The 21,052-nt window shown below is 43.0% G+C and carries 22 protein-coding genes; 11 read left to right on the forward strand and 11 right to left on the reverse strand.

Annotated elements, in window-relative coordinates; all coding sequences use genetic code 11:
• A partial coding sequence (locus PN447_RS12700) for a type ISP restriction/modification enzyme (protein WP_334311103.1) occupies positions 1 to 577 on the forward strand: 577 nt, incomplete at its 5' end.
• 142 nt (positions 578 to 719) lie between these two features.
• On the opposite strand, the gene PN447_RS12705 is transcribed toward PN447_RS12700, so the two are convergent.
• The 4 genes from PN447_RS12705 to PN447_RS12720 all read right to left on the reverse strand — a co-directional run bounded on the left by PN447_RS12705 (position 720) and on the right by PN447_RS12720 (position 4,056).
• Positions 720 to 1,313 carry a hypothetical protein gene (locus PN447_RS12705; protein ID WP_271763411.1) on the reverse strand — a complete coding sequence of 198 codons (594 nt, stop codon included), beginning with the start codon at positions 1,311 to 1,313 and terminating at the stop codon, positions 720 to 722.
• Positions 1,314 to 1,406: 93 nt separating this feature from the next.
• Positions 1,407 to 2,582, reverse strand: coding sequence for an 8-amino-7-oxononanoate synthase (gene bioF / locus PN447_RS12710; protein ID WP_271763412.1), 1,176 nt, complete (start codon positions 2,580 to 2,582; stop codon positions 1,407 to 1,409).
• Positions 2,583 to 2,662: 80 nt separating this feature from the next.
• Positions 2,663 to 3,310 (reverse strand): Holliday junction branch migration protein RuvA, encoded by a 648-nt coding sequence (ruvA, locus tag PN447_RS12715; protein WP_271763414.1) that lies wholly within the window; start codon positions 3,308 to 3,310, stop codon positions 2,663 to 2,665.
• Positions 3,307 to 4,056: a sucrose-phosphate phosphatase gene (locus tag PN447_RS12720; protein WP_271763415.1), complete on the reverse strand. Its 750-nt coding sequence runs from the start codon at positions 4,054 to 4,056 to the stop codon at positions 3,307 to 3,309. The genes ruvA and PN447_RS12720 overlap by 4 nt, the downstream gene beginning before the upstream one ends.
• A gap of 619 nt (positions 4,057 to 4,675) precedes the next feature.
• Here PN447_RS12720 and recA point away from each other — a divergent pair.
• Both recA and PN447_RS12730 read left to right on the forward strand, forming a co-directional pair.
• Positions 4,676 to 5,752, forward strand: a complete 1,077-nt coding sequence (gene recA, locus PN447_RS12725; RefSeq protein WP_271763416.1) for a recombinase RecA — start codon at positions 4,676 to 4,678, stop codon at positions 5,750 to 5,752.
• 170 nt (positions 5,753 to 5,922) lie between these two features.
• The gene (locus PN447_RS12730) at positions 5,923 to 6,084 is read left to right on the forward strand and encodes a metallothionein (RefSeq protein WP_271763417.1); all 162 of its coding nucleotides are present in this window, start codon (positions 5,923 to 5,925) and stop codon (positions 6,082 to 6,084) included.
• Positions 6,085 to 6,246: 162 nt separating this feature from the next.
• Here PN447_RS12730 and hemL read toward each other — a convergent pair whose 3' ends face one another.
• Positions 6,247 to 7,545, reverse strand: a complete 1,299-nt coding sequence (hemL, locus tag PN447_RS12735; RefSeq protein WP_271763418.1) for a glutamate-1-semialdehyde 2,1-aminomutase — start codon at positions 7,543 to 7,545, stop codon at positions 6,247 to 6,249.
• Between the two features lie 176 nt (positions 7,546 to 7,721).
• Between hemL and hisIE the strand changes: the two genes are divergently transcribed.
• Positions 7,722 to 8,372 (forward strand): bifunctional phosphoribosyl-AMP cyclohydrolase/phosphoribosyl-ATP diphosphatase HisIE, encoded by a 651-nt coding sequence (gene hisIE / locus PN447_RS12740; RefSeq protein WP_271763419.1) that lies wholly within the window; start codon positions 7,722 to 7,724, stop codon positions 8,370 to 8,372.
• Between the two features lie 474 nt (positions 8,373 to 8,846).
• Positions 8,847 to 9,065 carry a DUF2811 domain-containing protein gene (locus PN447_RS12745; RefSeq protein ID WP_271730677.1) on the forward strand — a complete coding sequence of 73 codons (219 nt, stop codon included), beginning with the start codon at positions 8,847 to 8,849 and terminating at the stop codon, positions 9,063 to 9,065.
• 365 nt (positions 9,066 to 9,430) lie between these two features.
• On the opposite strand, the gene PN447_RS12750 is transcribed toward PN447_RS12745, so the two are convergent.
• Positions 9,431 to 10,150, reverse strand: a complete 720-nt coding sequence (locus tag PN447_RS12750) for a response regulator transcription factor (RefSeq protein WP_271763420.1) — start codon at positions 10,148 to 10,150, stop codon at positions 9,431 to 9,433.
• Between the two features lie 696 nt (positions 10,151 to 10,846).
• Here PN447_RS12750 and PN447_RS12755 point away from each other — a divergent pair.
• On the forward strand, positions 10,847 to 11,473 hold the full coding sequence (locus PN447_RS12755) for a CPP1-like family protein (RefSeq protein WP_271763421.1): 627 nt from the start codon (positions 10,847 to 10,849) through the stop codon (positions 11,471 to 11,473).
• A gap of 106 nt (positions 11,474 to 11,579) precedes the next feature.
• Here the strand turns inward: PN447_RS12755 and PN447_RS12760 are convergent, their stop codons facing one another.
• The 3 genes from PN447_RS12760 to PN447_RS12770 form a co-directional block, all read right to left on the reverse strand.
• Positions 11,580 to 12,281: an HAD family hydrolase gene (locus PN447_RS12760; protein WP_271763422.1), complete on the reverse strand. Its 702-nt coding sequence runs from the start codon at positions 12,279 to 12,281 to the stop codon at positions 11,580 to 11,582.
• A 39-nt stretch (positions 12,282 to 12,320) separates the two neighbouring features.
• Positions 12,321 to 13,352: a 4-hydroxyphenylpyruvate dioxygenase gene (gene hppD / locus PN447_RS12765; RefSeq protein WP_271763423.1), complete on the reverse strand. Its 1,032-nt coding sequence runs from the start codon at positions 13,350 to 13,352 to the stop codon at positions 12,321 to 12,323.
• 186 nt (positions 13,353 to 13,538) lie between these two features.
• Positions 13,539 to 14,324, reverse strand: a complete 786-nt coding sequence (locus PN447_RS12770) for a phosphate ABC transporter ATP-binding protein (RefSeq protein ID WP_271763424.1) — start codon at positions 14,322 to 14,324, stop codon at positions 13,539 to 13,541.
• 515 nt (positions 14,325 to 14,839) lie between these two features.
• Between PN447_RS12770 and PN447_RS12775 the strand changes: the two genes are divergently transcribed.
• From PN447_RS12775 to PN447_RS12795, 5 genes are all read left to right on the forward strand, one after another.
• A complete protein-coding gene (locus tag PN447_RS12775) occupies positions 14,840 to 15,850 on the forward strand; it encodes a PstS family phosphate ABC transporter substrate-binding protein (protein ID WP_271763425.1) in 1,011 nt (336 codons plus the stop codon).
• Positions 15,851 to 15,965: 115 nt separating this feature from the next.
• Positions 15,966 to 16,880, forward strand: coding sequence for a phosphate ABC transporter permease subunit PstC (pstC, locus tag PN447_RS12780; RefSeq protein WP_271763430.1), 915 nt, complete (start codon positions 15,966 to 15,968; stop codon positions 16,878 to 16,880).
• 1 nt (position 16,881) lies between these two features.
• Complete coding sequence (pstA, locus tag PN447_RS12785) at positions 16,882 to 17,805, forward strand: phosphate ABC transporter permease PstA (protein ID WP_271763426.1); 924 nt, start codon at positions 16,882 to 16,884, stop codon at positions 17,803 to 17,805.
• Positions 17,799 to 18,593 carry a phosphate ABC transporter ATP-binding protein PstB gene (gene pstB / locus PN447_RS12790; RefSeq protein ID WP_271763428.1) on the forward strand — a complete coding sequence of 265 codons (795 nt, stop codon included), beginning with the start codon at positions 17,799 to 17,801 and terminating at the stop codon, positions 18,591 to 18,593. The genes pstA and pstB overlap by 7 nt, the downstream gene beginning before the upstream one ends.
• Before the next feature lie 361 nt (positions 18,594 to 18,954).
• Positions 18,955 to 20,463, forward strand: coding sequence for a UbiD family decarboxylase (locus PN447_RS12795; protein WP_271763429.1), 1,509 nt, complete (start codon positions 18,955 to 18,957; stop codon positions 20,461 to 20,463).
• A gap of 77 nt (positions 20,464 to 20,540) precedes the next feature.
• On the opposite strand, the gene PN447_RS12800 is transcribed toward PN447_RS12795, so the two are convergent.
• On the reverse strand, positions 20,541 to 20,693 hold the full coding sequence (locus PN447_RS12800; RefSeq protein WP_271730666.1) for a nicotinate phosphoribosyltransferase: 153 nt from the start codon (positions 20,691 to 20,693) through the stop codon (positions 20,541 to 20,543).
• A 220-nt stretch (positions 20,694 to 20,913) separates the two neighbouring features.
• A partial coding sequence (locus tag PN447_RS12805; RefSeq protein ID WP_271763431.1) for a transposase occupies positions 20,914 to 21,052 on the reverse strand: 139 nt, incomplete at its 5' end.

A 21,052-nucleotide genomic window follows, 5' to 3' on the forward strand; every position in this document is an offset into this window, starting at 1 on the left:
CACCGACTGGGGACTAGAACAAATTCAAACCCATTACCAAGACACAACAATTACTAAAATAGATATCTTCCACTACACCTATGGAGTGCTACATAACCCAGAGTACCGCCAAAAATACGAACTCAATTTAAAACGAGACTTTCCCCGCTTACCTTTATATAATAACTTTCCCCAATGGGTGGACTGGGGTAAACAACTGATGGATCTACATATTAATTATGAAACCGTCATACCCTACAAACTCAGTCGGGTTGATATTTCTTTAAAGGATAACCAAGCCAAACCCAAGCCGAAGTTAAAGGCTGATAAAACCCAGGGAAGTATTATCTTAGATGATGTGACTACATTACAAGGTGTGCCTAGTATAGCATGGGAATATATGCTGGGCAATCGTTGCGCTTTGGAATGGATTTTAGATCAATATAAAGAGAAGAAACCCAAAGACCCCACCATTGCGGAAAAATTCAACACTTACCGGTTTGCAGACTATAAAGAACAGGTAATAGATTTATTAATGCGGGTGTGTAGAGTCAGTGTAGAAACCATGAATATTATTAATCAGATGTCGGGTGGTTAAGATCCCCGACTTCTCACATCATTAGAGATAATCTAGGATAATTGAGCTAGAAGTCGGGGATCTGTGGGGCGATGGTAAAGGCGATGGTAAAGGCGATAGCGAAGCGCTGCTGCAAGCAGATCGCCCCCTCTCAAAACTCCTATTACCACTTCCGGGGTTGAAAATCCGGCTCATTTAAAATCACCACATCATCACCGCACAGACCCAAGACAAATAAACCTTGACCATAGGCATAATCCCGTACCTCATTAGTAACCACCATCCCCGCCACTGCACCCATAGCCTGTACATCTGTATACCGAGGCATGAGGCGCTTAAACTTTTCTAACCGCTGTAAATGCTTATCCACATCGGCTTGGTTGGGTTTACTCTTCACCTCAACTAATACCGCTTCGGTATCATTTACCACTAATAAATCAATTTCCAAACCCTCATCCCCTCGCTGTGTAGATAACCCTGGGTGAAGTTCATGGACATCAATACCCCGTTCTCGAAACAATCTTACTGCAGCAGGGCGTACTTGCCATTCTACAAACTCCCCTAGGCGATTACCTAATTTACCCAGTTGTTGACTTACCTGTTTAATCTGCTTATCAGTTGCTTGAGCTTGCTGTTTAAGAAACCGCTCAGTTTCTTGAAAACGGTGTTCTGTTTCTTGAAAGCGGCGCTCTGTTTCCTTTTGAGCTAGAATCAACTCACCTAATAAGCCCCAAACATCATCAGGTGTATAAGTCATGGTTTATTCGAGAGGGTATAGCACTATTATAATACCTAAAGCGATCGCCCTGGGTTGAAAAATTCCGTTTGATGCTACACGGGGAGACGGGGGTTAGAAACCCGCGGATATTCTCATTAAAACAGAAACTAATTTTTCTATATGTTCCAATTCATGACTGGCCATGAGAGATATTCTGATGCGACTGGTGGGAACCGTGGGGGGACGAATTGCGGGCGCAAAAATACCTTGGCTTTTTAACTGTTGACCAACCCTCAAGGCTACAGCTGCACTAGGTAACTGTATACATATGATAGCCGATGCTGTGGGTAGTATGTTTAGCTGTGGTAATTTTGCGGAGAGTAAATGTTTTAAATAGTCCACATTCCGCCACAGTTGCGCCAGGCGTTGGGGTTCTTGTTGGACTATTGTAATGGCTGCTAAGGCTGCAGCGGTGTCTGGGGGTGAAAGGGCGGTGGTATAAATCCAAGTAGGGGCGCGATTGCGTAAGTAGTCAATGAGGGTGGCGCTTCCGGCGACATAGCCGCCTAAACTCCCCAGGGCTTTGCTTAATGTGCCAATTTGAATGACATTTCTACCTGTACAATTAAAGTGTTCCATGCACCCAGCGCCGGTTTTCCCTAGTACTGCAGTACTATGGGCTTCGTCTACTAGGAGCATAGAGTTAAACTGCTCTCCTATATCTAATAATTCTGGTAAAGGACATAAATCACCATCCATACTAAAGACGCTATCGGTGATAATCAAACAGCGGCGGTAGTTGGGGCGGTGTTGAATTAATTGGGTTTTTAAAGCTGTAATGTCACAGTGGGGATATTCTTTGAAGTCTGCACCGCTGAGAATTGCCCCATTTTTCAGACTGGAATGATTATACTGGTCTGATAAGATTAAATCACGTTTACCTACCACAGCGGCGATCGCACCTAAATTCGCTAGATAGCCAGAACTGAATAATAGTGCGTCTTCTGTTTGTTTCCAAGAGGCGATCGCCGTTTCTAATTCTCTGTGTATTTCTCTATGTCCACTGAGTAACTGGGAACCAGTGGAACCAGTCCCCCATTGTTGCACCGCAGTAATGGCGGCTTGGCTCAAGCGTTCATCCCCAGCCAAGCCCAAGTAGTCATTACTAGCAAAATTAATCACCTCTTCCCCCCCCAACAGCACAGTTGCACCGGGGCGACCCTGGATGGTTTGCACTGAACGATACCAGTTAGCCTTGTGAATAGTGGCTAAAGATGATTCTATCCAGTTGTAAGGGTCTGGAGACATAAATACAGATGACCATTGACTTACTTAACTCCCCTCCCCGTGCAGGGGGAGGGGATGGGGGATGGGGTGGGAAGATTATATCATAACTGGTGACTAATTGCCTCACTGCTACTCAGATAGGCGATCGCTTGTTTAATCCAGTCTTCCACATAAGCATCTTTTGTCAGTCCAATATCTTCACTGACTACGTGTAAAGCGTGACTAACTTCGTTGGGAGTATATCCCAAGGCGAAAAGAGTCATTTGCACATCTTTTAAAATCCCTGGTGCTGGTCCACCGGTAGCCACAAAAAATCCTGCTGATTTGCGCCACTCAATTAACTTGGCTTTCAATTCTAAACAGAGGCGTTCTGCGGTCTTTTTGCCCACACCGGGGGTTTGAATTAACATTTGGACATTAGTAGCAATAATGGCTTGCACTAAATCTGGTAATTCCAAAGTATCCAACAGGGCGATCGCTAAAGCCACACCAATACCGCTGACACTGAGCAAGTGGCGGAACAAGTCACGTTCCGCGGGGGAACCAAAGCCGTAGAGGAAGGGTACCTCATCCCGAATTTGCACGTGGGTAAAGATTTGTACCACTGCTCCCGAATCTGGTAACTGCTGTGATAGCCGTTGGGGAATTTGCAAATCATACCCCAAACCATTAACCTCAAGAGTCAAGATGAAGCGACCCCCGCCCACTGTTTGAATACCAGCCACAATCCCTTTAAGATAGCTAATCATTGTAAAAACCTAAAATATTTTAATCCTTCCATAATTCCACCGGCACAAGCACTTTGTGCTAGATAACGATGGTCAGCGGGATACTCTTTGTACCACTGGAGTAATTCCCCCCGCGCATTCCCGACTATAATTCCCCTCTCTTCACCCACAGCGAATAATGCAATATCATTACCTGAATCACCACAAACAACTGTTCTTTGTGCTGCAAATTTCCACTTTTGACGGATAAACTGCATTGCTTGACCTTTATCACTGTTAATGGGCAAAATGTCAAGGTCAATGCCGCTACTATAGATTAACTTAATATTTAGTTGAGAATTAACCAACTCCGCCTCTAGTTGGGGTAGGATAGTGGGGGCAAATTCTTCGGGAAGGAAGCAGCTGACCTTAAAAGCCCGTTGTTCTGAGTCTGGTTGCAGTACCAACTCAGGAAAAGACTTAACAATCTTAAATACTAGCTCTTTGTCCCACCCAGCAGAAAGGATTTCTGACCAACCCCCATCTGGTGTCTCCTGACCATCGAGATAAATTTCTGTACCTACGGACAGAATTAAAGCATCCGGTGTCATGAGGTTTTTTTCTTGCTGGAGTTCACGGTAAAGAATAGGCGATCGCCCTGTGGCATAAACTATTTTAGTACCATATTCTCGACGATGGTGTGTCAGTGATTGGGTCAGTGCTGCTAAGGCGTTGTCATCCCCCACAAAGGTATTATCTAAGTCGGTGACGAAAAGAAACGGTTTCATGATGTTGATGTACCCTAAGTTAGTAGTTGCAAAAGTCCCTGGTTAAGTTTTCCTCTTGATGAGCAAACAGCAAAGATCAATTCTTGACAATGGCTCGTGAGTTAATTTACCAGATTTCGACTCTTATATATTTCTACTGGTAGTTACTACAAGAACTTTGAGTATTAACCGGAAAAACTCAAAAAGTTGCTCCCATTACTGAGAAATTACTTAATCATAGGTTGTTTCGGTACACCCATAGGTAGCCAGACCTATACTGAGTGTGGGGATAACTGGCGTGAAGAGTTTGAGTATTGATAGCAACCGCCAAAGAGGTGAGGACAAAAACAGATAGGGAGTTTCCACCCTGTTCCCTATTTGCTTAAGGTAAGTGAAATGGCGATCGCTGAATTATGGGATGATTTCCTGTTCTCTATGAGTATCTATGTAGTTATAAATATATCCTAAAATTATGTAGGATTACTAGCCTCATTTCCAAGCGATCGGGTTACTATGTGGACACCTTTGTTTTTTCAAACTGTAAAAGAGAATTTTCTGGTTAAAATAGTATATCTGTTCTACTGAAACTCCCATCCCCAGATACCTGAAATCAATATAGTTCGTATATTTAGAGGCAAGAATGGCTACCAACACCAATAATTCTGGCAAGGAAAAAGCATTAAATATAGTACTCAACCAGATTGAGCGCAGTTTCGGTAAAGGAGCAATCATGCGCCTGGGTGATGCTACGCGGATGCGAGTAGAGACAATTTCTACAGGGGCCCTCACCTTAGATTTAGCATTGGGTGGAGGGTTACCTAAAGGACGGGTAATTGAAATTTACGGACCAGAAAGTTCCGGTAAAACTACTGTAGCACTACATGCGATCGCGGAAGTGCAAAAACAAGATGGTATTGCCGCCTTTGTTGATGCTGAACACGCCCTAGACCCCACCTATGCTGCGGCTTTAGGTGTAGATATTGATAATTTACTAGTTTCTCAGCCTGATACTGGGGAATCTGCCTTGGAAATTGTTGATCAGCTGGTGCGCTCCGCCGCCGTTGATATTGTCGTCATTGACTCAGTAGCCGCACTAGTTCCCCGTGCAGAAATTGAAGGGGATATGGGTGATACCCACGTTGGTCTACAGGCAAGGTTGATGAGCCAAGCCCTACGTAAAATTACTGGAAATATAGGTAAATCTGGATGCACAGTTATTTTTATTAACCAGTTGCGGCAAAAAATTGGGGTCACCTACGGTAGCCCAGAAACCACCACTGGCGGTAACGCCTTGAAATTTTATGCTTCCGTGCGTCTGGATATTCGCCGCATACAAACCTTGAAAAAAGGCACTGAAGAATTTGGTAACCGCGTCAAAGTGAAAGTGGCCAAAAATAAAGTCGCTCCGCCGTTTAGAGTCGCGGAATTTGACATTATATTTGGTAAGGGAGTTTCTACCTTGGGTTGTCTGGTGGACTTAGCAGAAGAAACAGGGGTTATTATTCGCAAGGGAGCCTGGTACAGTTACAACGGTGAGAATATTTCCCAAGGTCGAGATAATGCGATCAAGTATCTCGAAGAAAAGCCGGAATTTGTGCAACAAATCAAGGAACTGGTACGTCAAAAGCTGGATATGGGGGCTGTTGTTTCTGCTAATTCAGTGTCCAAGGCTAACGAGGAAGAAGATGATGACGACAATGAGTTAGAGGAAGAATAATCAACATTCCACCCAAAGCCTTTTTATTATAGATGTAGTGCGGGCATTTTCTTCTTCTTGCCCGCTATGAGTAGTAAAACCTTAATTTTGCTGATACCTATAGATAATACTTGAATATCTGTTCAGGTGTTGTAATATAGATAATTATTCGGTACTATATGGAGAGAACTATGACTACCGTCACTCAAATGAAGTGCGCCTGTCCCAATTGCTTATGTATAGTTTCCCTTGAGGAAGCCATTAAAAAAGAGGGTCAATATTATTGTTCTGAGGGCTGTGCTGAAGGTCATAAAACCATCAAAGGCTGTGGACATAATGGCTGCGGCTGTTAATTAAACAATGGCTTTGCTCCCCTGGTATTCCTAAGGTGGTTAAGAACCTTTATGGATCTAGTCCCCTCCCCTAATCAAGGGGAGGGTTACTGTGGGGTAAAACCTCTAGGTACTCTGTTTTTGGGCTTGTGTGTACAGCGTCAGTGGAGAAAACGGGGGAGTTTAAAGACTAGACAGCACTTCTCTAGCAACAGCCAAAGTCTGGTCAATATCTGCTTCACTGTGCGCCAAACAGGTAAAACCAGCCTCAAACTGAGAAGGTGCTAAATAAACACCGCGCTCTAACATCCCGCGATGGAAGCGACCAAATTTAGCCATATCAGACTTTTTAGCATCTTCATAATTATGAACTGGTCCACAGGTGAAGAATAAGCCAAACATGGCGCTAATATGACCACCACAAGCAGGGTGACCAGTTTCTTGAGCAATTTGCAGCAACCCATCTGCTAACTTCTGAGTAATTTTATCTAGATACTCATAAGTACCAGGTCTTTGCAGCAGTTCTAGAGTCTTAATCCCCGCGGTCATTGCCAAAGGATTACCAGACAAAGTCCCCGCCTGATACACCGGACCCGCAGGGGCTATCATTGACATGATGTCCCGGCGACCGCCGTAGGCTCCCACGGGTAAGCCCCCACCAATGACCTTACCTAAGGTGGTCAGGTCTGGGGTGACACCAAATTTCTCCTGAGCGCCACCGTAAGCAATACGAAACCCTGTCATTACTTCGTCAAATACCAGTAATGCCCCATGCTCCCGGGTGATTTCTCTTAAACCTTCTAGAAACCCAGTGTCAGGAGTAATAAAACCAGCGTTGCCAACTACTGGCTCTAAAATCACCCCAGCAATTTCGTCCGGGTTTTCTGCAAACAAGGCTTTGACTGCTTCTAAGTCATTATAAGGCGCTGTCAGGGTGTTCATGGTAGCTGATTTGGGTACTCCGGGGGAATCCGGTAACCCCAGCGTGGCTACACCAGAACCAGCTTTGACTAGAAACATATCGGCGTGACCGTGGTAGCAGCCCTCAAACTTGATGATTTTCTCCCTGTTGGTAAACGCCCGCATGAGCCGCAGTACTGCCATACAGGCTTCAGTGCCGGAATTGACAAATCTCACCATTTCGATGCTAGGAACCGCATCAATGACCATTTCTGCCAGTACATTTTCTAGTACTGAGGGTGCGCCGAAGCTAGTACCTTTTTCTAAGGCCTCATGGAGGGCTGCAATTACTTCTGGATGGGCATGACCACATATAGCTGGGCCCCAAGTACCCACATAATCAATATATTGGTTGCCATCTACATCCCAGATGTATGCGTCTTTCACGCGGTCAAAAACTATCGGTTGTCCACCTACAGATTTGAAGGCGCGAACTGGAGAACTCACTCCTCCCGGCATCAAGTTTTGAGCAGCAGCAAAGATTTCTTGTGATTTTGTGGTTTTAATTGTGGTATTTACCAAGGCTCTCTCCTAAATTGTGGAAATAATTTTCACATTAAAGCACCATGAACTGCTGTCAAGATGCAGTCTGCTCCAGATAGGAATGTTTTTGTTTAAGCTGAATCATTTTTTCACCAATCAGATCAATGGTATTGTATATTTTCCATTAAAATATACAGGACAGAGTTAAAATTGTGATGTTTTCTCATGATCCGGATTCACTACGCCTCTCTATCCCGGTTGATCAGATTTCCTACGATGAACGCGGTCTAGTACCGGCAATTATCCAAGATTACTTGGATGGCACTGTTTTAATGATGGCCTGGATGAGTCGGGAGTCTTTACAAAAGACTTTGGAAACCGGGGAAACTTGGTTTTGGAGTCGTTCCCGCCAGGAGTTATGGCATAAGGGCGCAACTTCTGGACATATTCAGAAGGTGCAAAGCCTCCGTTATGACTGTGATAGTGATGCCTTGCTCATTGGGGTAGAACAGTTGGGGGATATTGCTTGTCACACTGGGGAGCGTAGCTGTTTTCATCAGGTGGAAGGAAGAGTGGCTCTACCACCAGGAGATACTTTGTCCCAATTATTCCAGGTAATTTGCGATCGCCGTGACCACCCAGTGGAAACTTCTTACACCTGTAAGTTATTGGCCGGTGGGGACAACAAAATCTTAAAAAAGATTGGTGAGGAAAGCGCTGAGGTGGTGATGGCTTTTAAGGATGATGAGGAGGATGCGATCGCCGGGGAGGTTGCAGATTTACTCTACCATACCCTGGTGGCCTTAGCTCATCATCAAGTGGATTTAAAATCAGTATATCGCAAGTTACAAGAACGTCGCCGCTAGCTCAGGCATTGTTCAAAGCCGCCGGCTGAAGATGAGAGTTCCCAATTACCAATATTTTGTAATTCTTATCATTACCGAAAATTTTCCTCACTCATTCCACAGGCTTTCCACAGGTATTTTGGTAGTTTTCCACAGGTGTTTGACCAATTAATAGGCACTTACAGTTTTACTGGGGATTGTTTGATCCCAATCCCTAGATGTCTAGGTTACTGAGTTTTTGTGAAGTTAAGTCACAAAAAAAGACCCAAAAGCCTGATTATTAGGTCAACATTTGTTTTATATCCCATGGGATGTAACATTTCGCAGCATTGACAAACCCACCCCCTGTTAGCGCACAATGATGCGACTGGCTTTTATAGTTTGTTCCACCATTGACAAGAAAAATCACCTTAGACGTTGGTGTAGATTGTCAGGTGAAGACAGAACTATGTAGCAACTTGTCTCTCTTGATTGATTTCAGAGAAGGAAAAACTCATGAACGCAGTTAGTATCTTGACGGAAATTCCCGAATCACTACATGAATCCCTTAAAAATTACTTAGAAACCCACCCAGATTGGGATGAAAAAAGAGTCCTGACGGCTGCTTTGTCTCTGTTTTTACTCCAAAATGGCGAAAGCGATGCCCCCGGCGGGCGCGAGCGCCATCGCCGCGCTGCACGTGTATATTTAGAAACATTGTTCCATAACTGCTAAATACAAATGCCCAGCACCAATTCACCATAAAAACTAAAGTGCTGGTAGGTGACTGGGCAAAAATCTTTCTAACTATCTTGAGAAAATTTCATATAACGGTGTAATATTGTAGCCCCTACCTGAGCATGGACAAAGCAACTATGCCCCATGAATGAATGGATGGATGTTGAATACAGATAGAAAACGATTGGATGGGACTATATTGGCTCAAGATTTGTAGCTTCAGTAGGTAGGTGGGAAAATCTACGAGTTAGTTATGAGCACTAAAACAAACTAGCCAGTAATGGCAAGAGTGACAGAACAAAGTTTATGCGTAGCTACCTACTTAGTTACTTAATCAAGAGTTAACGCTCAATAACATGGGATCAGGAATGAGGTTCCCACTGGGGGGAATGAGTGGGACATTCAAACTTATACCCAACGCCGCGTACAGTTTGAATGAGTGCGGGTTGACTAGCATCGATTTCAATTTTCTTGCGAATTTGACCAATGTGTACATCCACAACTCTCTGGTCGCCAACATATTCATAATCCCAGACCTCTTGAATTAGTTCTGCACGTCGCCAGACTCTACCGGGATGGCTAGCTAAAAAATGCAACAAGTCAAATTCAAGAGCCGTTAAGGGTATTGCTTGGTTGTTGAATGCGACTTCGCGTCGTGCAGGATCAATCATTAACTTTTCAAATACTAGGCGTTTTTGTTCAGCAGTAGTCACAATCCGCTGGCGTCTCAAAATTGCGCCTACTCTGACTTCTAACTCTCCGAGTCCAAATGGCTTAGTGAGATAGTCATCAGCACCTTTGGAAAAGCCGCGAATTTTGTCGGCTTCGTCGGCGCGACTAGTCAGCATCAAAACGAAAACACCGCTACGACTTTGCATTTCTTGGCAGAGGTTGAACCCAATGACATCTGGCAAATTCACGTCTAAAATTACCAAATCTGGGTTAAATTGCTCAAATAGCGTTAAGGCTGTTTTACCATCCTCAGCCGCCTCCACCTGATAGGTCTGCTTAATCAAAAAGCGTTGGATTAAATTTCTGACCGCAGGGTCGTCATCAACTACAAGAATCTTGGCGGGAGCCATGACCATCACTTTGCACAAAAATTCCTAAGATTAACACAGACGGAGGATTGCGTAAAAAACGCAGTTTCCACTTTAGGGGTTATTTAAGACTCTACAGGGGTAAGGAATGCATTTCCTGATTATCCAAAATAAAATAATTGTGTCATCAGAATTGAGGGAAAATCAAACTAAGAGGATTTTGAATACCTGTATTCTAATTATCAAGATTCATGTGTACCAGACCGTTGTTCTCAATGTCCGCCATAGCAGTTCCTTTACCTGGTAGAGTTTGCTTTCCCAATTCAGTGGGGATTTAAAACTTTCCAATTCTAAATCCATATGCGGATACATACCACAAGCTATTGTGAGGCTAAGTACTAAAAATTGCTCCGAGATGCTCTAAATTGCTAAATTTTAGACAGATAAAACTTAATTTTTTGCTAAAAAATGCGTTGGTAGCACCCCTATTTAAAATTATAGAGTAAAGAAGTCATTTACCAAAGGGACGCGGTGAGAAACTGTGTAAGAGCAATGAGCAATATGTTAAAGTTGATGTAGTTACAAATTTCCACTTACCCCAACTAACCCATGCTACTATACCTTGTAGGGTCTAGGAATGGGTTCATACGTTGGTTGGACTCAAGATAAAACCTAAAATTGTTTTTCCAAACACTCAAAAACTGCCCCTGACTAAGGCTAAAGAAAGTATAAACTCCCATGAGCGATCAAAATCCCTACGAGAAACTTGGGGTATCGGAAGATGCTAGCTTCGATGAAATTCAGGATGCTCGTAATCGCCAATTGGAGCAATACAATGGCGATGCCAAGAGTATAGAACTCATTGAAGTGGCTTACGATGCGATTCTAATGGATCGCCTCCGGATGCGCCAAGAAGGTAAAATTAAGGTACCCGAACGAATCAGGTTTCCAGAATTGCGGGTGCAATCCCCCGCAAAAGAAACTCCCAACCCTCCCCAGCAGTCTCCAGCATGGCTGCAACGAATGCGAGATCAACCCTCGCCTAGAGATATACTCTTACCCGGAGCTTGGTATTTGGGTTTAAGTTCCATGAGTGTGTTGACTCCATCCCCAGGCAGTCAGGTTTTACAATTGGCTTTAGTCTTAGGTGTAGGAGTCAGTATTTACTTCCTCAAACGCAAGGAAGACAAGTTTGGTAGGGCAGTTTTATTGACTTTGGTGGGTTTAATTGTCGGTTTAATCGCTGGTGGGCTAATTGCTAACTGGCTCCTGCCGCAGATAAACTTAGCACAGATCAGCTCTGACCAGTTCTCAACAGTGTTGACATTTATCTTGTTATGGCTAATTACCAGTTTTCTGCGTTAGAATCACACATTTATGGTGATCATGGTGACCGCTGAAACAGGAATCTCCCACCCAGCTGCCTGCTTGGTGGGGGAATTGTTAATTAGCATATTGTTAAGATAAGTTACTATGACCCAATTTCTGCCAACCTAGATTCGAGGATAAGTTTGACAGCTGTTCTCAAATCCTCAACAATTACATCTGGCTGGTAAATTTCTAATTGAGTGCGATCGCGAATCCCAGACTCCACAGCTATCACTTTAATACCGTATTTTTTCGCCGCCGCAATATCTGCTTCTGTATCCCCAACCATCCAAGTATCACAGGCGGGAGGCAGTTCCGCTAATGCTCGTTCCATCAACAAGGGTTTATCTTCAACGTCACTAGTTTTAACATAGTCGTTGCTCAAGCAATAACGGCGATTTTCTGGGAAGAAATTACCTAATTCATATTTTTCCAGAGCATAATCTAGTTCCCTGACTCGACGCATGGTCATCACAGCCAAATCAATTCCAGCCTGTTGAATTTTTAACAGTGTGTCTACAGCCCCTGGAATCAGGCTGTCATACTGAAAATAAGTGTCTGTGTGTACGGTTTTGCGCCGTAACTGGGCAAATTCTTGGGCTTGGTTGTCATCTAACCCAGATTTTAAAGCAATTTGTTTTTCAGGGACACGCGATCGCTTGAGCTGCCAAAATTCTGACCGGGAAAGTTCTCGCACAGATTGTTGGGGATATCGGATATTCTGCAAACAAAATTGATAAACACGGTAATACCGTTCAGAGACATCCATAATCGGGCCGTCGAAGTCAGTAATTAATCTTAGCATTGGCAAAAAATGTTAATTTTTATGACATTATCTCACTAATTATTGCAAGGTGCCGCGTTTGATTTGTTCGCCTTCAATAGCCTCAAACAAAGCCCGAAAATTACCTTCCCCAAAACCTTGAGCCTGATAACGGCGTTCAATAAACTCAAAGAAAAAAGTGGGTTGTGTAAAAATAGGCTGAGTAAAGATTTGTAGCAGTACTGCATCTTGGGAATCTTCTGGCCAATCCACTAAAATTTCTTGCTCGGCAATGGCCTCCAGTTCTACCCTAGACAGAGGACATCCCCGGCGCCGTTGGACTTGTGAATAATAGGTTTGGGGAACCGACAGTAAAGATAGACCACGGGCGCGGAATTGAGCAATGGCACTGATCAGATTAGGTGTCCCCAAAGCGATGTGTTGAACTCCAGATCCGCGATTAACATCCAGAAACTCTTGAATTTGGGAATTGCCAGAAGCTGGTTCATTAATCGGTAATTGTACGCTACCATTACGGGAAACCATGACTTGGCTATATAAAGCAGAACGCTCGGTTTGAATTTTAAAGCTTTGCTGGGGTTGAAAATCGAGAACTTTTTCGTACCAAGCGACAGCGGATTCCAATTCACCCACTGCCACATTCAAAACTATATGATCTATAGCAGTAAAAGTATGATCTGTTGTTTGCTGTCCATGACCAGGGGAGGTTGAAATCAACGTATGAGTTAACCCACCCCAAGCGGCAATTGTGCCACACTGACGCCAAACACCGGCAACCCGGCGTGAGTGGATGGGTTGAATGACTGTAGCCCCGTATGTTTGAGCTCGTGCGATCGCGCGAGCCACATCTTCCACAGCAAAAGCCACATCTGCTACCCCAGGTGGGTGTTTACGGAGAAATTCAGCTACCGGACTTGTATCTAATAACGCCGATGACAACCAAAATTCAACGACACCGTTGCTCACAAATTCCGTACAAGTGTGAACCGAACTAAGATGACTACCTACTGCCGTAAACCCCAGGTGGTTTACAAACCAATCCCGCCAGACTTTGGCATCTTCTACATAGAAATGAACGTGATCGATCTTCATAAATCCTGAGAATCCAGCACAACAGCTTACCTATCTGTAATTTTTGTCTTTTTTGCTAGATTATCAATTCTTTTCTCATCCATCATATATTATGTTCCCTTAAACACTTGTAATATTTGTAGGTTGAGTGGAAAGACAAAACCCAAGATAAATTGATTCATTTTCAATTCCACAAAGTAAAATAGCTCAATTAAGGTGGTAAGAAATATAGTCGCGAGTCCGAGAATCAAGGGGATTAGTAAAGATTTTATTTGTGGTAGCAAATTCAATCATTTCAGCAATACGATTTTCATTAGTATAAAATAGAGCAGTGAAATCAGATAGGCGCTGCACCTGCTGCAAGTTGTGACTAATAATTACCATTGTTAATTCTGAACGCAAACGCAAACGTTGAATTAAGCTCTCAACTCTGATCCTAGCAATAGGATCAAGAGCAAAACAAGGCTCATCCATGAGGATAACTTGTGGCTTCACTGCCAAAGCACGAGCAATACAGAGTCGTTGTTGTTGACCCCCAGAAAGGTCTAAAGCCGACTTATGTAATTTATTTTTCACTTCCTCCCAGAGATCCGCATCTTTAATAGCAGATTCTACAATCCTGTCTAATTCTGCTTTCGGATGCCAACCCAGTATTTTTACCCCATAAGCGACATTATCATAAACACTCATGGGAAAAAGATTTGGCTTAGGGAGTACTATACTCACTTGACGACGGAGCCGAGTTAAGTTGACACGACGCTCATATATATTTTGATTAAAAAATTCTACCCCTCCCTCAACTCGTACTTTCCCTTCTAATTCAATCATGCGATTGAGGCATTTCACAAAAGTAGACTTTCCACAACCGCTAGGTCCAATAATTGCAGTTACTTTGCCCTGATAAATATCCATAGAAACATTTTCAAATATCTTTTGAGTATTGTAATAAAAGCTGAGATTTTTCACTTTAATGGCTGAAATTAGTTGATTCATACTCAAAAAACCCTGGAGCAATAAATATTGACTAAACAAAACATGAAAAGTAATTACTAATATTTCGTGATTTGTCCAATCAATATGGAGTTTTTGTAGTGCATAGTTGCATACAAGTAAGTGTGAAAATTACGCGAAACATATCACGTAATTAAAATTTACTTGACAGCACATAAATTTTTGCATTACTTAATTGACTGCAATGAAGATGATTAATTTCTGGATGTAACTTGACCCAGACATGGCTATTTCTATTATTCACTGGCATATTCATTAAATGATAAGTTTGTCAACCCTACGTTCTAAATTTTATCACAAGTAAAAAAAGAATACTCGGTTAAGACTGGATATTAAATTCTTGTTAACCAAAAATTAACTTAAGGATGAACTGCTTATGTCAACCTTCTTAGCAGTGGATAGATTTTATATTCACTAAGTTCTTTACCCGATCACAGCATCGTCCCTTGAAGGCGATGAGGCGAAGGCTAAATCTACAAAAAATTAGGAGTTTGGGAATGAATAAAATGAACTTGAAGCTTCATAGCTTAACAGCATTGGGTCTGGCCTCCATGATAGCCACCACCCTAGGGTTCTCGATTTCTGCGGTGCAATCTCAAAGTGTCAAAACTGTGCAAATCGATGGTTCTAGTACAGTTTTTCCGGTTACTGAAGCCGTAGCAGAAGAATTTCAGAAAGCTCAAAGAGGTGTACGAGTAACCGTTGGTGTGTCCGGTACTGGTGGTGGTTTTAAAAAGTTCTGCCGTGGAGAGACAGACATTTCTGGTGCTTCCCGTCCCATCCTACAAAAAGAAATGGACGAATGTAAAGCTGCCGGTATTCGCTACCTTGAGCTACCAGTGGCCTTTGATGCCTTAACCGTGGTGGTTAACAGGCAAAATAACTGGGCAAATAACCTGACAGTTGCGGAATTGAAAAAAATGTGGGAACCCGCAGCCCAAGGAAAGGTAACTAACTGGAATCAAGTGCGAACAGGGTTCCCTAACGCACCATTAAAGCTGTTTGGACCTGGTGCTGACTCTGGCACTTTTGACTACTTCACAGAAGCCACTGTAGGGAAATCCAAGTCTAGCCGTGGTGATTTTACTGCCAGTGAAGATGATAATGTATTGGTGCAGGGTGTTGCTCGTGACAGAAATGCCTTGGGATACTTTGGCTTTGCCTATTATTCAGAAAACACAGATAAGCTCAAAGCAGTCTCCATTAATGGTGTAGCTCCTTCAGTAAGAACAGTAGAAAACGGTACATATAGCCCCTTGTCTCGCCCCATTTTCATTTACGTAAGTTCTAAGTCCATTGAGAAACCAGAAGTCAAGCAGTTTGTTGATTTTTACTTAAAAAATGGAGCCAAACTCAGCAGAGAAGTGGGATACATTGGTCTACCTGCTTCAGCTTATACTACTGCCCAGAGGCACGTTAACACCAAGAGATTCGGCACTGTATTTGGTGGTAAAGAAGCTGTTGGTGTCAAAATTGCCGATCTGTTAGCACGTCAAGCAAAAGACTAATTTCGGGGCTGGATTTTGATTTTGAAGATTTTGTCAACTTACCAAAGAGATTTACTGGTGGTACTTCTCTTTGGATATTGGAATTGCTCATCACGGCTGTTTAGATATTTCCAAGATGAAGATTGCCCAAGGAATTGAGTTTTCTCCCAAGTTAGTGCGAGATTTACGGGAACGGGGGATTGAGGCTGTGCTATTTTTAGCAGCCCTGTCTTCTGTGGCCACCACGGTGGCAATTATTGGTGTTCTACTTTATGAATCCGCACTTTTTTTTCAAGAGGTGTCTTTGTGGGAATTTATCACCTCCACCCAGTGGACACCCCTGTTTGAAAAGAAAAATTTTGGAATTTGGCCTTTAGTTTCCGGAACTTTAGTCACTACATTAGTTGCTTTATCAGTAGCAGTACCCCTAGGTACAATTATTGCTATTTACTTGAGTGAATTTGCTCCCCCTGTAGTCCGGGAGGTCGTTAAGCCAACCTTAGAATTACTAGCTGGTATTCCAACAGTAGTATACGGTTATTTTGCATTGTTATTTGTTACACCTCTCTTGCAGCAAGTTTTACCTGAGTTACCTGGTTTTAATATGCTCAGTGCGGGGTTAGTCATAGGGATTATGATTATTCCCTATGTCAGTTCTTTAAGTGAAGATGCCATGCGTGCAGTACCGGCATATCTGCGAGAAGGTTCCTATGCAACAGGGGCTACTCGCTTACAAACAGCTTTAAGAGTTGTCATACCTGCCTCAATTTCCGGGATATCAGCGGCCTATATTTTAGGAATTTCCCGGGCGGCGGGGGAAACCATGGTAGTAGCCATTGCTGCGGGGGGACAACCCAACTTTACCCTTAACCCCATGGAGCCAGCAGCCACTATGACTGCCTACATAGTATCCGTCAGTCTGGGTGACTTACCCCACAACAGCTTAGAATACCAAACAATCTTTGCCGTGGGACTGGCTTTGGTGTTGATGACCTTGGTTTTCAACATTATTGGTCATTTCCTGAGTAAGCGCTACCGGGAGATTTATTGATATGACAAATCTCAAGCTTCAGGAAGCCCGGAAGGCCATTAGCAATAACAAGCGCTCAGAATATATTTTTGGGATCATCAGCCTGTTATCAATGCTAGTTGCCATCATCACCTTGTTGGCCCTATTTTTGGATTTGTTGCACGATGGGTTACCCCGGCTTTCCTGGCAGTTTTTCACTTCTTTTCCCAGTCGCCGACCAGGAGAGGCTGGTATTCTCTCTGCCTGGGTAGGTACTATACTGGTGATGTTAGTCACGGCATGCTCTGCAGTACCCATTGGCGTGGCATCGGGAATTTACCTAGAAGAATATGCCCGCAAAAATTGGATATCTGATTTAATCGAAATTAATGTGACTAACTTGGCGGGCGTTCCTTCGATTATTTATGGGCTTTTAGCTTTGGGTGTGTTTGTTTATGGATTGAACCTGGGTGAAAGTGTCATTACTGCTGGGTTAACTTTAGCCCTACTAGTTTTACCTATAGTAATTGTTGCTACTCGTGAGGCTATCCGTGCTATTCCTAATAGTATTCGCGAGGCTGCTTATGCAACCGGGGCTTCTAAGTGGCAGGTAATCTGGGATCACGTTTTGCCCTACTCGACGGGAACAATTCTCACTGGTGTGATTGTGGCCTTGGCGCGGGCTATTGGTGAGACTGCGCCTTTAATTACTATTGGGGCTTTGACATTTATTGCCTTCTTACCTGACCCCCCAATCACGAGTGATTTTCCCTTCATTTCATTTGCTTGGTTATCTGCTCCTTTTACTGTGCTGCCAATTCAAATGTTTTCTTGGGTATCTCGTCCGCAAACTAGCTTTCAGGTGAACGCTGCAGCAGCAGGTATTGTTCTGATTGTGATTACTTTGTCCATGAATGCTGTAGCAATTTATTTCCGTTATCGTTTACGCAGTAAAATCAAATGGTAGAAACAGGATCTTCAACACCAGAAAAGCCCTTAAAGGCGGCGGTTAATAGTCTTAATTTTTACTATGCTGGTACAGTCCATGCTCTCAATAACATTAATATGCCAGTGCCTGAGAAGCAGGTTACGGCATTGATTGGACCATCTGGATGTGGTAAAACTACCCTACTACGTTGTTTCAACCGGATGCATGACCTCTATCCGGGTAATCGCTATGGAGGGGAAATCACTCTAGAACCAGATGGAGTCAACCTGCTAAGTCGTAAAGTTGACCCCATTGAAGTGCGAATGCGGATTAGTATGGTGTTTCAAAGACCTAATCCTTTTCCTAAGTCTATTTATGAAAATGTGGCTTATGGTTTGAGGGTGCGGGGTGAAACTAGACGTGACATTATTGATGAGAAAGTAGAAACAGCTTTGCAAAGTGCGGCTTTGTGGGATGAAGTCAAAGACCGTCTGAGTGATTTAGCTTTTAACCTTTCTGGTGGTCAACAGCAAAGGCTCTGTATCGCCCGGGCTTTGGCTACTGAACCGGAAATGGTACTATTTGATGAGCCAACATCTGCCCTAGACCCCATAGCTACTGCCAGCATTGAAGAGTTAATTACTCAATTGAAAACAACAGTGACGATTTTGATTGTCACCCATAATATGCAGCAAGCAACTCGTTTATCTGACTATACAGCATTTATGTATTTGGGCGAATTGGTGGAGTTTGATCAGACAGGGATAATTTTTAATCACCCTTCCCAGGCAAAAACAGCAGATTATGTTAGCGGTCGTTTTGGATAATCTTTTGTTTCCACAATTTTAGTGGCAAAAAACAAAGCTAGCAGGTAGCAAGCTACCTGCTGCTAGCTAAGTAAATATATCATCGCCATGTTTGATTAGGGTAGTGCTTATTCCCTATACTGGATTAAAATAACTTGACCCCAACTAGTTTGGGGTTAAGAAAAGTTCACTACTGGGTTAATTTACCGTTAAACTTAGATATCAAGGGGAAATTATTGTAGGAGGTGGGTATTTTTGGCTGATTTACCCATTTTCTGACGGGTTGCAAGATGACTTTGCCACCTTAGTTAAAGCTAATGATGAATTAATATGAAGAAAACATATTACATATGTTTTCTTCCTATTCACCTTTATTATAACCATGGCCAGAGACTTACGGGGATTCATCAAAATTCTGGAAGAAAGAGGACAATTAAAGAGAATTTCCGCTTTAGTTGACCCAGAATTAGAAATTGCAGAAATTTCCAACCGGATGCTACAAAAAGGTGGGCCAGGGTTACTATTTGAGAACGTCAAAGGCGCATCGTTCCCGGTGGCGGTTAATTTGATGGGAACCGTGCAAAGGATATGCTGGGCAATGAATATGCAGCATCCAGAAGAGTTGGAAACTCTGGGTAAAAAGCTGGGTATGCTGCAACAACCAAAACCACCAAAAAAGATTTCCCAAGCTATAGACTTTGGGAAGGTGCTGTTTGATGTAGTGAAAGCTAAACCAGGACGAGACTTTTTCCCACCTTGTCAACAAGTGGTAGTCCAAGGTGATGATTTAGATTTAAATAAGTTACCCTTAATACGTCCGTATGTAGGCGATGCCGGTAAGATTATCACTCTGGGGTTAGTAATTACCAAGGACTGTGAAACGGGTACGCCCAATGTAGGTGTGTATCGCTTGCAACTGCAATCTCGAAATACGATGACTGTTCACTGGTTATCTGTGCGGGGTGGGGCAAGACATTTACGCAAGGCTGCTGAATGTGGTAAAAAGTTAGAAGTGGCGATCGCCCTGGGTGTAGATCCTTTAATCATTATGGCTGCGGCAACACCCATTCCTGTAGATTTATCAGAATGGTTGTTTGCAGGACTCTATGGCGGTTCCGGTGTCAACCTAGCAAAATGTAAAACTGTAGATTTAGAAGTTCCCGCAGATTCAGAATTTGTCTTGGAAGGGACAATTACACCAAGGGAAGTATTACCAGATGGCCCCTTTGGTGACCATATGGGTTACTACGGTGGTGTGGAAGATTCTCCCTTGGTGCGCTTCCAATGTATGACCCACCGCAAAGACCCCATTTATTTAACCACTTTTAGCGGTCGTCCCCCCAAGGAAGAGGCGATGATGGCGATCGCCCTGAATCGGATTTACACTCCTATTTTGCGGCAACAAGTCTCGGAAATTGTGGATTTCTTCTTACCAATGGAAGCCTTAAGTTACAAAGCTGCGATTATTTCCATTGATAAAGCATATCCAGGACAGGCGCGACGGGCTGCTTTGGCGTTTTGGAGTGCCTTACCCCAATTTACTTATACTAAATTTGTGATTGTGGTTGATAAAGATATCAATATTCGTGATCCGCGTCAAGTAGTATGGGCTATCAGTTCCAAGGTTGATCCCTCTAGGGATGTATTTATTTTGCCTAATACACCCTTTGATACCTTAGATTTTGCTAGTGAGAAAATTGGTTTAGGTGGACGCATGGGTATTGATGCGACTACGAAAATACCACCCGAAACAGACCACGAATGGGGCGCACCTTTGGAGTCAGACCCCAATATAGCTGCGATGGTAGATAGACGCTGGGCTGAGTATGGTTTAGCGAATTTAAAGTTAGGGGAGGTAGATCCCAATTTGTTCGGCTACGATATGCGGTAAAAAGTAGTACCCCCTTTTCCCTAGGGAGGAGGGGGATATCAGAATTGTCTGCTTGATTCAGTGTGGAATTTCCAGGACTACCAACTGTTGGCTGTTCTACGTCTATAGGGTTCTCCTGTAAATGGCTGTACACCAATCACCGGATAAGCATCGTCAGTAGGTGTAAAAATCCGCATTACGGCTTCAGAAACATACTGCATGATGCTAGCTAATCTGTTTGAAATCGCCATATGAGACTCCTTGCTGAGTCGCGTTGGTTTTGATTTATCTACTTTAGTACTGATGTTGTCCACAAGATTAAAATTGCAACATATTATAAATATGTGTAATCTTTATTTGGTTATCTTTGCAACAGTTTATATTTTGGGTAAGTTTTACTTATGTTGATATTTTAGTTTTTTAACAAAACATTGCTAAAAAAACATCAGAAAATTGGTTCTTCGGTTACTTTTATGGATAATCAATAGTAAAATGCCAGTTTAATAAACTGCGTAATCTAAAATTACTGAAATTACGGAAGCCATATCCAAGTCTTTTAATTAACTTGAGTTTATTATTAATTCCTTCTACAGTACCACTTGTAGTTTTA

Origin of the sequence: Anabaena sp. CS-542/02 (assembly GCF_028331085.1) — a bacterium.
Classification (GTDB): domain Bacteria; phylum Cyanobacteriota; class Cyanobacteriia; order Cyanobacteriales; family Nostocaceae; genus Anabaenopsis; species Anabaenopsis arnoldii.